13 protein-coding genes and 3 tRNA genes are annotated in these 14,074 nt (G+C 36.3%); 13 read left to right on the top strand and 3 right to left on the bottom strand.

Going from position 1 to position 14,074, the window contains the following annotated elements; genetic code table 11:
* The first annotated feature begins 113 nt into the window (after window positions 1-113).
* The 5 genes from BW926_RS03725 (at window position 114) to BW926_RS03745 (ending at window position 6,572) form a co-directional block, all read left to right on the top strand.
* A complete protein-coding gene (locus tag BW926_RS03725) occupies window positions 114-368 on the top strand; it encodes a FeoA family protein (protein ID WP_076444305.1) in 255 nt (84 codons plus the stop codon).
* Window positions 368-2,401 carry a ferrous iron transport protein B gene (gene feoB, locus BW926_RS03730; RefSeq protein ID WP_076444307.1) on the top strand — a complete coding sequence of 678 codons (2,034 nt, stop codon included), beginning with the start codon at window positions 368-370 and terminating at the stop codon, window positions 2,399-2,401. Before BW926_RS03725 ends, feoB begins: the two co-directional genes overlap by 1 nt.
* Before the next feature lie 205 nt (window positions 2,402-2,606).
* Window positions 2,607-3,632, top strand: coding sequence for a DUF4421 family protein (locus BW926_RS03735; RefSeq protein ID WP_076444309.1), 1,026 nt, complete (start codon window positions 2,607-2,609; stop codon window positions 3,630-3,632).
* A 51-nt stretch (window positions 3,633-3,683) separates the two neighbouring features.
* A complete protein-coding gene (glmM, locus tag BW926_RS03740) occupies window positions 3,684-5,066 on the top strand; it encodes a phosphoglucosamine mutase (RefSeq protein WP_076444311.1) in 1,383 nt (460 codons plus the stop codon).
* A 123-nt stretch (window positions 5,067-5,189) separates the two neighbouring features.
* Window positions 5,190-6,572 (top strand): tetratricopeptide repeat protein, encoded by a 1,383-nt coding sequence (locus BW926_RS03745; protein WP_076444313.1) that lies wholly within the window; start codon window positions 5,190-5,192, stop codon window positions 6,570-6,572.
* A gap of 223 nt (window positions 6,573-6,795) precedes the next feature.
* Here the strand turns inward: BW926_RS03745 and BW926_RS03750 are convergent, their stop codons facing one another.
* From BW926_RS03750 to BW926_RS03760, 3 genes are all read right to left on the bottom strand, one after another.
* Window positions 6,796-7,686 (bottom strand): DMT family transporter, encoded by an 891-nt coding sequence (locus BW926_RS03750; RefSeq protein WP_076444315.1) that lies wholly within the window; start codon window positions 7,684-7,686, stop codon window positions 6,796-6,798.
* Window positions 7,673-8,326 (bottom strand): leucyl/phenylalanyl-tRNA--protein transferase, encoded by a 654-nt coding sequence (gene aat / locus BW926_RS03755; protein WP_076444317.1) that lies wholly within the window; start codon window positions 8,324-8,326, stop codon window positions 7,673-7,675. The genes BW926_RS03750 and aat overlap by 14 nt, the downstream gene beginning before the upstream one ends.
* A 64-nt stretch (window positions 8,327-8,390) precedes the next feature.
* Window positions 8,391-8,768: a DUF3127 domain-containing protein gene (locus tag BW926_RS03760; protein ID WP_076444319.1), complete on the bottom strand. Its 378-nt coding sequence runs from the start codon at window positions 8,766-8,768 to the stop codon at window positions 8,391-8,393.
* A 177-nt stretch (window positions 8,769-8,945) separates the two neighbouring features.
* On the opposite strand from BW926_RS03760, the gene BW926_RS03765 reads away from it, so the two are divergent.
* The 8 genes from BW926_RS03765 to BW926_RS03800 all read left to right on the top strand — a co-directional run bounded on the left by BW926_RS03765 (window position 8,946) and on the right by BW926_RS03800 (window position 14,071).
* Window positions 8,946-9,027, top strand: a tRNA-Leu gene (locus tag BW926_RS03765).
* 8 nt (window positions 9,028-9,035) lie between these two features.
* Window positions 9,036-9,111, top strand: a tRNA-Gly gene (locus BW926_RS03770).
* Window positions 9,112-9,117: 6 nt separating this feature from the next.
* Window positions 9,118-9,201, top strand: a tRNA-Leu gene (locus BW926_RS03775).
* A gap of 364 nt (window positions 9,202-9,565) precedes the next feature.
* On the top strand, window positions 9,566-11,356 hold the full coding sequence (gene mutL / locus BW926_RS03780) for a DNA mismatch repair endonuclease MutL (RefSeq protein WP_076444321.1): 1,791 nt from the start codon (window positions 9,566-9,568) through the stop codon (window positions 11,354-11,356).
* Window positions 11,357-11,359: 3 nt separating this feature from the next.
* Window positions 11,360-12,097, top strand: a complete 738-nt coding sequence (locus BW926_RS03785; RefSeq protein WP_076444323.1) for a rhomboid family intramembrane serine protease — start codon at window positions 11,360-11,362, stop codon at window positions 12,095-12,097.
* Window positions 12,098-12,106: 9 nt separating this feature from the next.
* Window positions 12,107-13,111 carry an endonuclease/exonuclease/phosphatase family protein gene (locus BW926_RS03790; RefSeq protein WP_228403389.1) on the top strand — a complete coding sequence of 335 codons (1,005 nt, stop codon included), beginning with the start codon at window positions 12,107-12,109 and terminating at the stop codon, window positions 13,109-13,111.
* Between the two features lie 320 nt (window positions 13,112-13,431).
* Entirely contained in the window at window positions 13,432-13,704 is a 273-nt protein-coding gene (locus BW926_RS03795; RefSeq protein ID WP_076444327.1) for an endonuclease/exonuclease/phosphatase family protein, read from the top strand.
* Window positions 13,705-13,708: 4 nt separating this feature from the next.
* Window positions 13,709-14,071, top strand: a complete 363-nt coding sequence (locus BW926_RS03800; protein WP_076444329.1) for a hypothetical protein — start codon at window positions 13,709-13,711, stop codon at window positions 14,069-14,071.
* Window positions 14,072-14,074: the final 3 nt, after the last annotated feature.

Below are 14,074 nucleotides of genomic sequence, written 5' to 3' on the forward strand. Positions count from 1 at the left end.
AAATTATATTTAATCAACCTGAATGCAGAAATGTTTTCGGGTTGATTTCTTTCATATAATACAGTTATTTAGATTAGATTTAAATAACGTATATTTGTATCCAAAAATAGGCTTTGAAAGAGAAGGATTTACATAAATTGAGCAGATTTCCCAAAAACACAATGGGAAAGATTACAGGGTATGATAATGACAATCTGAAAATGCCCAACAAAATCATAGAAATGGGGCTTCTTCCGGAAACCTCCTTCAGGATTTTATACCAGGCGCCATTCAAAGGGCCGATGTATGTAGAGTTTGGGGCCGAAAAAAGCCGAATCGCCCTTCGTGAGGAAGAAGGAGATTATATTATTGTTGAAGAATTGAATTAATGCAGCACAGTCAGAAAAAAAAGGTACTTTTAGTAGGAAATCCCAATGTAGGAAAATCTACGGTTTTCAATGCACTCTGCAATAAAAAACAGAAGACAGGAAACTATGCAGGGGTTACCGTAGCCAGTCATTCAGGCCACTACAGCTTTAAAAATGAAGAGGTTGAGGTCATAGATTTGCCGGGTTCTTACAGCATTTACCCCAGTTCTGAGGATGAAGCGATCTTCTCAAAATTCCTTATTGATGAACAGAAAAACTATGCCGGGGTTATCTATATTCTTGAAGCCTTAAGTTTAAAAAGAGGCCTTCTCCTTTTCCAGCAGATTCAGGATATGGGAATTCCGATGATCTTGGTGGTTAACCAGATTGATCAGGCTGAAAGAAGAGGAATTACTATTGATATTCAAAAATTTTCAGAAGCTTTAGACATTACAATCATTCAGACCAACGCGAAAGAGCAGATCGGGATTAATGAGATTAAAGAAGCAGTACTTAAAAACCAGTTCGTAAAAGCGGAAAAAATCTCATTCGAAACTCCGAACGAACACAAAAATTTTATTAAAAAAGTAGCCTCACACAATGGACTTGATAACGAATATAAAGCCTGGATGAGCCTTTCTTTAGGAACAGATTTAGAAAGAATAGAATCAGTGATGGAACTGATGAATGAGCCGGACTCCAAAACCCTGGTCCCAAAAAGGTTGCAGGTTCAGGAAACGGTGAGAAGATACCAGTCGGTAGACAAAATTTTATCAAATGTTATCTCCAAAAAACCGCAGTTCAAAGAATTATTAACTGAAAAACTAGACAAAGTTTTAGTTCATAAATTCTGGGGATATGTTGTTTTTCTGATGATCTTATTGATTATTTTCCAGAGTGTTTTCTTTCTTGCAGAATATCCGATGAGCTGGATTGATGATCTTTTCTCCTGGATGACCACTTTCATCAGCGAACATTTGCCGAAAGGGCCAATCAATTCATTAATTTCCAACGGAATTGTTCCGGGAATCGGAGGAATTGTAGTTTTTGCACCACAGATCGGGATTTTATTATACTTTCTTTATTTACTGGAAGATTCGGGATATATGGCAAGAGTAGTATTCTTGATGGACAGGCTTTTAAGGCCTTTCGGACTGAACGGAAAAAGTATTGTGCCTTTGGTTTCAGGAACTGCCTGCGCAATCCCGGCGGTAATTTCCACAAGAAATATTGAAAACTTAAAAGAAAGATTACTGACTATTCTGGTTACACCTTTCATGACATGTTCCGCAAGGCTTCCGGTATATAGCATCATCATTGGCTTGATTATTTCAGACGGAACATTTTTAGGAATAAAATATAAAGCTTTGGTGCTAATGGGGATGTATCTGCTGGGCTTTGTGGTGGCATTGCTTTCTGCATCAGTTCTTAAAAGATTTATTAAAAATAAAGGTAAAACCTACCTGGTAATGGATTTACCGACATATAAAAAACCACTTTTCAGATATGATTTCAAAATGGTTTTAGGAAAAGTCTGGGATTTCATTACGGGTGCGGGAAAAATTATTTTCATTGTGAGCATTATTATTTGGTTTCTGAGTTATTTCGGACCAAAGCAGAAGCCGGATCAGTTTGTGGCAAGTAATGTTCACCTGGATCATTCTTATTTGGCTAAAATGGGAAAAGGAATCGAGCCCCTTATTGCACCGCTCGGGTACGACTGGAAAATGGGGGTAGGGATCCTTACAAGTTTCGTGGCAAGAGAAGTTTTCGTAGGAACAATGTCTACATTGTACAGTCTGGAAGATGATGCTCCCGAAGTGAAAGTAATTGATAAAATGAGAAGAGACGAAAAACCGAATGGTGAAAAGGTTTTCAGCTTTGCCACGGGAGTTTCCGTACTCTTGTTTTATGCGTTTGCAATGCAGTGTGTTTCCACGCTTGCAGTAGTATACAGAGAAACCAAAAGCTGGAAGTGGACCGGCTTGCAGGTAGTAATGATGACGGGATTGGCCTATTTTGTGTCGATGATAGCTTATCAGATTTTAAAATAATGGATTCTTCATTAATATTTCAATATGTAATTGTTGCATTGGTTGTTGCATTTGCCAGCTATTCTTTATTCAAAATGTTAAAGAAAAATTTTACACCGAAAAAGTTTAGCTCAAAAAGAAACAATTGCGATAAAAATTGCGGATGTTCTTAATTTTATTTTAAGAATTGTTTTTTTTGTAATTTTCATTCAGGAAAAAATACTCAATGAGTGAAAATATAAAATTCTTACTGCTAGTCTTTTTCTTTAGCATTGGCATCAGTGGTCAAAAAGAAGATACTACAAAAATTATATCTTACGAAAATCTGGTAATGGTTCGGGCAAACTTTGATACCAATATTGAAGATTTTGTTACAAATTTTAGTGAAGACGGGCAAAAATATAAAAACCAAATTTCACTCAACAACAATATCAATATGTATTTGTCTGTTGATTACAGGATTATAAGTATAATGCTTGGCTTTGCGCCACGATTTTTTCCTGGGAATAACGATAATGACCTTAAAGGAAAAAGCTCATATACTGACTTTAAAATCAGGCTCTTTCCGGGAAAGCTCATTCAGACATTGTCATATAAAAATATGAAAGGATTTTACCTTAAAAATCTGGGGGACATAGATCCTTATTGGCAGGAAGGCAGAGATCCTTATATCCAGTTTCCGGAGCTTAGAATTCAAAGCTTTAGCGGGAATACAGCATATTCTTTCAATAAAGATTTTTCTTTGGCGGGAATTTATTATCAAAGAGAATGGCAGAAAGAAAGCAACGGAAGTTTTGTACCATCTTTAGACTATGATCTTACTTATTTTAGAAATAAAGATGATGATTTAAAAAATAAAGAGACACAGTTTAATCTGGGCTTGAATTTGGCTTATTATTATAATTGGCTTATTAAGGATAAAATAAATATTTCGCCTTTTGCATTTGCAGGAATCGGTGGAAAATGGGCCAGCTTTCAGGAAGACCTGCCAAATGGAGAAAGGTCTGAAAAAGATAAAAATAAATATTTTACCCACAAGTTCGGTGGAGGCATTCATATCGGGTATAATACGAAAAAGTTTTTGTTCGGAGGTAAGCTAAATTATATGTCCTATAATTATAAACTGGATCCCGAATCATCTCTTTACAATAACAATCTGTACGGGCTAATCTACATAGGCTATCGTTTTGCACCACCCAAAGCCGTAAAGAATACTTATGATAAAATTAAAAATAAGATACCTATTTTATAAGTATCTTTGCACAAAATTTTATTTAAATAAAACCAAAAAACATACACATTAATGTCGCTAATCAAATCTATTTCAGGAATAAGAGGAACAATTGGAGGAAAAGTAAATGATAACCTGACACCGCTGGATGTGGTAAAATTTGCATCAGCATTTGGAACATGGCTTCAGAATAATAAAAATAAAAAAGACCTTACATTAATTATTGGAAGAGATGCCAGAATCTCAGGACAGATGGTTTCTTCTTTAGTTACAGCAACTTTGCAGGGATTGGGAATCAACGTAATTGATTTAGGACTTTCAACAACACCAACCGTGGAAATCATGGTTCCAGAACTGAAAGCAGACGGAGGAATTATTCTTACCGCTTCCCACAACCCGAAACAATGGAACGCCCTTAAATTATTAAACGATAAAGGAGAATTCATCAGCGGGGAAAACGGTACAGAAGTTCTTGCGTTGGCTGAAAGCGAAGACTTCAACTATGCAGAAGTAGATGATTTAGGCAAATATAAAAAAAGAGATGATGCTTTCGATATTCATATTCAGCAGATTCTTAACCTGCCGATGGTAGATGTGGAAGCCATTAAGGTTAAAAAATTCAAAGTGGTTCTTGATGCTGTAAATTCTACGGGCGGAATTGCAATTCCTATGCTGCTGGATAAGCTTGGCTGTGAAACGGTAAAATTATACTGTGAGCCGACAGGCCATTTCCCCCACAATCCAGAACCGTTAAAAGAACATTTGGGAGATATTTGCGAGTTGGTGAAGAAAGAAAATGCAGATTTAGGGGTTGTAGTAGATCCGGATGTTGACAGGCTGGCCTTAATAGACGAAAAAGGAGAAATGTTCGGTGAAGAATACACCTTGGTTGCCGTTGCAGATTATTTATTAAAAAATAAAAAAGGAGTGGCCATTTCCAACCTTTCTTCAAGTCGTGCCTTGAGAGATGTTGCTCAGTCTCACAACTCAGAATATTTTGCAAGCGCTGTAGGAGAAGTAAATGTGGTTACTTTAATGAAAGAAAAAAATGCCGTGATCGGAGGTGAAGGAAACGGAGGAATTATTTATCCTGATCTTCATTACGGAAGAGATTCTTTAGTAGGTCTGGCATTGTTTTTAACTCATCTGGCAAAGGAAAATAAAAAGGTTTCTGAGCTGAGAGCCGGATATCCTGGCTATTTTATGGGGAAAAAGAAAATTGAACTCACACCGGAGATTAATGTAGATGAAATTTTAACTAAAATGGAAAAAGAATATCAAAATCATGAGGTCTCTACGGTAGATGGTGTTAAAATAGATTTTGAAAATAATTGGGTTCACCTTAGAAAATCTAATACAGAACCGATCATCAGGATTTATACAGAGGCTAAATTCCAGGAAGAGGCCGACAGATTAGGTGATGAAATGATAGCTAAAATCAATAGTTTGATTTAAAAAATTAACAATTGTTTCATCATTTAAAAAAAGAATTATTATTAACTTTATAGTAGTAAGATTTTCAGAACCGAGTATTATATATCTCATATCACAAGTCTTAAATCTTAAAACTGTTTTATATTGGAAGAATATTTTGGAAATGAACTTGTAAAAAAGTTCGAGGAAATGATGGAAAATAATGATGAATTCTACTTCGATACAGAAGAGTTAGAAGACATTATTGTTTATTATCTGGAGCTTGGAGACTTTAATTATGCCGATACTGCGGTTAATTATGGGCTGAAGCTTCATCCCAATTCTTTAGATATCAAGATCAAAAAACTTGAGATTCTTCTGGAATGGGAAGATTATAATACGGCGAAAGAGCTTATCGACGAGCTGAAAGGTTCTTCTATGGAAAATACAGACTTTTTGGTTTGCTATGCAAAGTATTATTCGAATTTAGGAAATCCTAAAAAATCCATTGAAATCTGTAAAAAAGCTTTGGAACTAAAAGAAGAAGAAAACTTTCTTCACAATTTTATTGCAGATGAATATGTGAATCTAGGAGATCCTTTTAACGCCCTTAAACATTACAGAAAAGCGCTTAAAGAAGATCCTACGGACGATTACGCGCTGGAAAACTGTATGGTTTGCTTTGCAGACCTTAATAAGAGCGATGAGGCCATTGCCTTTCTTAATGAATATCTTGATGAGTTTGCTTACTCCGAAGTGGCTTGGTTTGAATACGGCCAGTTTTATTTCAATAGGAAAAATTATGAAGAAGCCATAAAGGGTTACGACTATTTATTGGCAATCAATTCAAATTCTGTTGGAGTCTATGCTAATAAAGCGGCTTGTTACGAAGCATTAGGGCAATACAAAAAAGCCATAGAAGTATATGAAGAAATGCTGGAGTTGGAATACACAAAAGCATTTACATTTTATAAAATAGGGCTTTGCTATAAAGCGCTTAAACAGCCTATTGTAGCACTTAATGCCTTCCAGAAATCGTTAAGGGAAGACCCTCAGTTTTATCTTGCGATGATGGAGCAGTCGTATCTCTATGAAGAAATGGGCGGGATGACCGAAGCTTTACATTTTGCAAGAGAAGCAACTCATTTAAATGAAAATAATCTCGACTATCAGAAAAGATTAGCCTTTTTGTTCATAGATTCTGGAAAGTTCGAAGAAAGTCTTGCATGTCTTAAAAAGCTGGTTGAAGCCGAACCGACAAGATTCTACAACTGGTATGCCTATTCGGAGGTTTTGATGCTTTTGGGTGAATATGAAGAGGCCATTCTGGTTTTGAATAAAGCTGTAAAAGCACATCACAGAGCAGAATTGTTTTATCAGTTAAGCAATTGCTACTTCAATTTAAAAGATCAGGAAAAAGGCAGCGAATCACTTCAGAAAGCATTAGATCTGGATCCGTCATTAGTGACAGATATGCAGAAAAAATATCCATTCATCAAAGATGAGGTGAAAAAAGCAAAGGCAAAGGTTAAGAAAAAGAATTCATAAGGACGTAGCAGAAAACTTGTATTACTTTGATAAGTTTATGCCTTTGTTTATCTTAAAAATAAAAGGTTGAATTATTAAATAAATCTTTGTGATCCCTGCGACAAAATAATAACTTAAATAAAAAGAGGAGTCTCAAAAGTAAGCCCTCTCTCGGACTCCTGTCTGACAAATTTTGTCATTTAGGAGATTCTCAGAGCATTAGTTTACCTTTTGAGACAGCCTCTTATTTTTTTATAACATTAGGTTTTGTCCTTAAAAAGATCAGTCCGGCAATAATAATTCCCGCGCCCGCAAACTGCATCAGGCTTAATCTGTCACCATCCAAAAACCCCCAGATAATCGCTACAATCGGCATCAGTAAAGTAACAGTTGAGGCAAATAAAGGAGAAGACACCTTTAATAACCTGTAGTTCATCATCATTGCGAGCCCCGTTCCGAATATCGATAATAAGCTTACAAACATCAATCCCAACAAAGTATCTTCATTAAAGCTAAAGGTTGAAAAGAAGCCCGTCCCTGATAAAGCTAATAATGAAGGGAAAAATAATACAAATGAAAATACAAATGCTGATAAAACCGTAGAAGAAACCTCCATCAGCTTAGATTTTACCGTGGTAGTACTTACGGCATAGCATAAAGTGGCCAATAATAACAATACAATAGGTATAAGTTTAAATTTTCCACTTTCGTCATTCCCTCCGAAAGCAAGTAAACAAACCCCTGTAAAGCTGATTAAAGTGCCCAAAATCTGCTGTTTTGTGGTTTCAAACTTCCATACCAAAGCACCTACTATAATCACAAAAATTGGCATCATAGAATTAATAATCCCCGCAATACTGCTGCTTACCTCAGTCTCCGCAATCGGAAATAAAAACATCGGAATAAAGTTTCCCGTAAAGGCGGCCAGAAGAAGCCATTTCAAATGTTTTTTCGGAAATAATTTATACTTCGAAATTGCAATAGGCATTAAAATAATTCCGGCGATCAAAACCCTTAACGCACCCACTTGGTAGGGGCTAAAATGCTCTAAAGATTTCTTTATCAGGATAAAAGAAGATCCCCAAATGATGCTTAAAACAATCAGGAGAATCCATTTTTCATTATTTACGTTCATTATTTTGATGTAAAATTTTTAAAAATTCTTTTTTAGAAATCATTCTTGCTCCCAGGCTTTCTAAGTGGTTTGTATGAGACTGGCAATCAATTAATTCGATATCATTTTTATGAGTTTCCACAAAATGAATAAATCCGGCTTTGGAAGCATTGCTTACTTTGGCAAACATACTTTCGCCGCAGAAAACATTCCCGATCTGAAGCCCATAAAATCCACCTGCCAATTCCCCGTTCTGCCAGACTTCAATACTTTTGGCAAGGCCATATTCATGCAGCTGGATGAAGGTTTCCATCAGCTCGTCAGAAAGCCAGGTTCCGGTTTGCCCTTTTCGGCTGGCCTGCTGGCAGTTTTTGATAACCTCTCGAAAATTATGATTTTCCGAAAAGGTAAAGATATTTCTGTTCAGTATTTTCCTCATTGATTTTGATACTTTCAATTCGTCAGGAAATAGCACAAACCTCGGATCAGGGCACCACCACAGAATTTCTTCCCCCGGATTGTACCACGGAAATATACCGAGCTGATAGGCAAACCAGATTCTTTCTATGGACAGATCTCCCCCGAAAGCGATCAGTCCTTCGTGTGCATCGTAGATTTCAGGATCAGGAAATGCAATCTCATTTTTGTCTAATCGAACCATATTTTAGGAAAAAAAATCCCACTTAGTAAAAAGCAGGATTATTATCTGATAGTATTCTTTTCAATTAAAAAGGTAAATCATCATCGTCGTCTCCGGCAAACGGATTCTCGTTTGAAACCGGCGATGCAGATTGCGAAGGAGCAGCTTGTGTAGGCTCAGAACCATTATCAAAAACCTTTTCCAATCTCCAGCCTGTGATTGAGTTGAAGTATTTTGTTTCACCCTGAGGAGACACCCATTCTCTTCCTCTGATGTTGATCCCGATTTTTACATTTTCCCCTTCTGATACATTATCCAACAAATTTATTTTGTCAGATAAAAATTCTATGCTGATCGGCTGCGGATACTGTTCCTGAGTAAGGATCACCATTTCTCTCTTTTGGAATCCGCTTGCAAATGTTTGAGTTTCAAAAAGTTTCTTTACCGTACCTTGTAATTCCATATCATATTTATTAACGATGTAAAATTAGTAAATTGAAATGTAATAAAGACTACACGAGAAAAAAAATCTAAAAATTTTAATTTTTTTTTCTGAAAAGGCTTGGAACTAAATAAAATTGTCCTATATTTGCACTCACAAAAACGAAGTAAGCTCTTTAAAATAAATCATAATAAAAACGCGGATGTGGTGTAATTGGTAGCCACGCCAGACTTAGGATCTGGTGCCGAGAGGCGTGGGGGTTCGAGTCCCTTCATCCGCACACGTTTTGCGAAAATAGCTCAGTTGGTAGAGCACAACCTTGCCAAGGTTGGGGTCGCGGGTTCGAATCCCGTTTTTCGCTCCACTCCATGCCCTGGTGGTGGAACTGGTAGACACGCAGGACTTAAAATCCTGTGCCTCTTTTGGCGTGCGGGTTCAAGTCCCGCCTGGGGTACATAAAAAGCTGACGATCAAAAACTGTCAGCTTTTTTATTTTAAAGCATCGTTATTTATAGAATTCAGGATGCTTAATTCATGTAATCTTTGAATTTATTTTCCGACTTAAAAAATCATAATTTTTTACTACTTATTTTATCATTTGCTTTTATATTTTGAAGTTGTTTAAACTAAAAAGACATACTAATATCAGTATTAATTTTGTGTAAACTAGCTATGAAATAACTCTCCGTTTCTGAAGTGAGGGTTGTGCTTTTTAAAGCGAAAAGAATAGAACTTGGAAATATTTAAATTATATTAAGATGATAATTTTTTAATTCTTGTTTTGAATGATTATTTTTGTAAGGTGAATTCCATTTTTTATGTCAGATATTATTCAGCTTTTACCGGATCATGTAGCCAACCAAATTGCGGCGGGGGAAGTGGTGCAGCGACCTTCATCCATAGTGAAAGAACTTTTGGAAAATGCGATTGATGCCGATTCTACAAAGATTGAGCTGATTGTAAGAGATGCCGGAAAAAACCTTATTCAGGTAGTAGATGACGGGAAAGGAATGTCTGAAACTGATGCAAGAATGGCATTCGAAAGACATGCTACCTCAAAAATCAGAGGAACGGAAGATATTTTTAAAATTGCAACAAAGGGTTTCCGTGGAGAGGCCCTGGCGTCCATTGCCGCCGTTTCTCAGGTTGAGCTGAGAACAAAGCAGAAAAGTGCTGCCATTGGGACAAACATTTATCTCGAAGGTGGAGTTTTTCAGTTTCAGGATCCTGTTCAGACTGCTGACGGATCTAATTTTTTAGTTAAAAACCTGTTCTACAACGTTCCTGCAAGGAGAAAATTCCTTAAAAATAATAATATTGAATTCAGACACGTCATCGATGAATTTCAAAGAGTTGCATTGGCCCATGAAAATCTGGAGTTTTCCTTATTTCATGACGACGAGCCGGTTTTCAGACTGAGGAAAGGAAGTCAGATGCAGCGTATTGTGGATATTTTCGGAAGAAAATTACAGCCGCAGCTGATCCCCATTAAAGAAGATATCATCTGGTGCCAGCTTCATGGGTTTGTTGCAAAGCCGGAAGGGGCTAAGAAAACGAGAGGCGAGCAGTTTCTTTTCGTGAACGGAAGATACTTTAAAAGCGCTTATTTTAATAAGGCCGTCCAGGAAGCGTTTGAAGGATTGCTTTTACCGGGATATATTCCGACATTTTTCCTTTACCTGGAGCTTGATCCTGAGAAAATTGACGTTAATATTCATCCGCAGAAAACGGAAGTGAAGTTTGAAGATGAACATTTGATCTTCGCCTTGCTTCGTTCGACCATAAAAAGATCGTTGGGAATTTATAATGTCGCGCCAAGCCTTGATTTTGAAAGAGATCCTCAGCTGGATGAGATCATGCAAAAATCTTTTCCGAGTAAAAGCAACAGCGGAGGAGGAAATAATGTGATTAAAATGCCCGAAATCATTGTAGATAAGGACTATAACCCGTTTCTGGAGGAAAAAGAAGTGAAGCAGGCGGAAATTCAGAACCTTGCGGAAATGTATCACCAGAATATTGCTGCAGAGCCTTCAAAAATCAATTTATTCGAAGATGAAGATTTCGATGAAGACCTGATGAGGCTCCCGAACGGCTACTGGCTCTTTAATAAAGGGGATAAGACATTGATGCTGGATCTGGGGAGAATGCACAGATTGTGGGTTTCTGAAAATACCAAACCGGTGAAAAAAGGAACAACCAATAGCCACGCCCTGCTTTTTTCGCTTGAATATCACATGAACGAAATCGAGAAGAGCAAATATAAATCAATAAAGAAATACCTGCCGGAATTAGGTTTTGAAATGACCATTGCCCACGAAAATGTACTGAGAATAGATGCTGTTCCGGAAGGACTGAAAGAAATGCAGGTAATGAAATTCCTGGAAAACCTTTTTGAGATTCTGGAATATAAAAGTGAAGAAGAATTCATGCAATTCTATCAAAATCAATGGAATAAAATGCAGTCGAAATCCAGATTTGATTTTATTTATAAAAAAGATGCGGAACAACTGATCAGAGATTTTACAGCATTAGGCTTCCCGGAGTTTTTACCGAATGGGAAAAGATGTTTTTTTGAGGTTCCGTTTAATGATTTTAAAAATAAATTTTAGGAAATGTTTAATAGTATCCCGCCTATCACAAGAAACATTATCATTATAAATGTGTTGGTATTTATTGTGTCATATTTCTTTATGCCGCAATTATATGATACACTTTCGGGATTTTACCCGTTTTCGCCCAACTTTAAATCTTGGCAAATTATCACCCATATGTTTATGCACGGAGGTTATATGCACATCATTTTTAATATGTTGACGCTTTGGAGTTTTGGGCCTATTTTAGAACAGACTTTAAGGGAGAAAAGATATTTAATTCTTTATTTTTTAAGCGGTTTAGGTGCTTTTTTCTTATTTAACCTCTGGAATTTTATTGAAGTGCAGCAGATGGTTTCCGGTCTTGAGACCTTAGGACTAAATGCGTCTGAAATATATTCAAAATCAGTGATCGGTTATACGGGTGATATGAAAATTAGTGCAACAACACCGGAAGGCAAGGAACTCTCTCAGAATCTTTATATTGCATTAAGAACACCAATGGTTGGAGCTTCTGGTGCAATCTTTGGCGTAGTAGCTGCGTTTGCTACACTTTATCCGGATGCTAAAATTGCAATGATGTTTATTCCGGTTCCGATGAAAGTAAAATATTTGATGCCTATTGTAATCATTGTTTCAATATGGCTTGGAATTTCCGGAAATGCAGGAGGCATTGCACATCTTGCACACGTAGGCGGAGCTTTGGTAGGGTGGATATTGGCAACAATTTGGAAAAAACAATTATATAGATTTAATTAAAGTTTACTGTTGAAAGTCGTTCGTCTCATATTTTTAATCTTACACTTAGGAATTTTCTTTCTATTGGCTTTAATGCTTTTGAATGCCTATGTTCCGCCAAAGGTTTTTCCTTGGTTTAATTTGCTGTCTCTGGGTTTTCCGATTTTAATTATCGGGTATATTTTACTGACTATTTTCTGGATTTTCAGCTGGAAAAAAAGAGCTTTTCTGTTTTTATTTTTAGGATTATTGTTTTTTAAACCCATTATCAGATGGGTGAATTTCTCAACAATAAGATCCGTGGATAAAAAAAATGCTGACCTTAAGGTTTTGTCTTTCAATGCCAAAGGCGGACGTTTTGGAGTAAAAAATATTGAGTCTTTTGTGAATAGCCAAAATGCTGATATAGTTTTGCTTCAGGAATATGGAGGAAATAAAGAATATCATTTCGATGGCTTAACGGAAGGGGAACGACTGCCTGTCATTTCCATTTTTTCAAAGTATAAAATTATTTCCCAAAAACAGCTGATCGAGAGTGATTTTGGATACAATAATGCCTATGCGGTACAAACGGATATTGAAATAAAAGGAAAAACATATCGCATCATCAATATGTATCTCCAGCCATTCAAGTTTGAAAAAAGTATGGTAAAATTGAATGGATCCAGCGAGGAAGACGAAGAAAAAGTAAAAGGAATTGTAAAAAGGCTTATTCCAACTTTTAAAATGCATCAGGAGCAGATTGAACCCATCAGGAAAAGTGTAGAAAATTCACCATACCCTGTAATTTTAGCAGGAGACTTTAATTCTGTTCCCAATTCTTATGAATATTATCATTTGCTGGATGGCCTTCAGGATGCTTTTGTAGAGACTGGAAAAGGAAGCGCAACAAGTTTTCATGATTACAAATTTCCTATCAGGATCGATTATATATTTGCTTCAAAATCAATAATTCCTGTTGATTATAAAGTCGATCGCTCTGTAAAGCTTTCGGATCATTTTCCCGTAATGGCAGAATTTAAATTAGAAAGATAATTCATAAAAAAGTTAAAGATTTTAAGAGAATTGGGTTTTACTGAAAGCTTTAGGTGCTCTTTAGTCTTATTTCATGAAATTACACCAGATATTATTGCTTGCTCATATTAGTATTGCTATTTTATTCTTATGTACTTTGGATAATGTAAGATTCCACCTAATTTTGTAGGAAATCTAATGTTTGTCTTGAGCCGTTCTGGCTGCAAGTCGATGATTCAGTTTGATGGTTTCGGAAAGGAAGGCAAGAAAATCAATACGATTCTATCACATATGATCCCGACTTTCAAAGCTCATGAAGATCATATAAAAAAATCAGAAAAGTGATAGATCTTTCGCCTTATCCGGAGATTTTGGACGGAGATTTTAATTCTGTTCCTAATTCTTATGAATATTACAGCTTGGGAAAAGATCTTCAGAATGCTTTTCTGGAGGCGGGTAACTGCAGTCCTTCAAGCTTTCACGATTATAAGGTTCCTCTGAGGATTGATCATATTTTCCGCTCAAAATCCATTATTTCTTTAAACTATAAAGTAGATAATTCTGTACAATTATCAGATCACTATCTTGTAATTGCGGAATTTCTATTAAATTAGTTCCATGAAAAATTTATTTTTTATAGCCTTTATCTTTTCGGGTTTAATAATTTCATGTTCCAAGAAAGAACCGGCTGATTTTTATCCGGCAGATACGGCAAAAGCTAGCTATGATACAACGGCTGTAGATTCCTTTTCCAACGGAGCCACTTCCATTGATATTGTCCGCCAGATCAGGATGTCTTCCCAGCAGTATCAGGACTCTTTGAAAGAGGCTATAAAGAAGCAGGAGCAGGAAAAAAAGCTTAAGGAAGAGTTGGAAAAAGAAAATAAAAAGAAGGCAGAAGAAGAGAAGAAAAAAGATGAAGGCGACAAGAAGCAGAACAGCAAAGAGCCTTCGGCTGTTTCTGAAACAAAAACTGAATAATAT

The organism is Chryseobacterium sp. RU37D (genome assembly GCF_900156075.1).
In the GTDB taxonomy this organism is placed as follows: Bacteria; Bacteroidota; Bacteroidia; order Flavobacteriales; family Weeksellaceae; genus Chryseobacterium.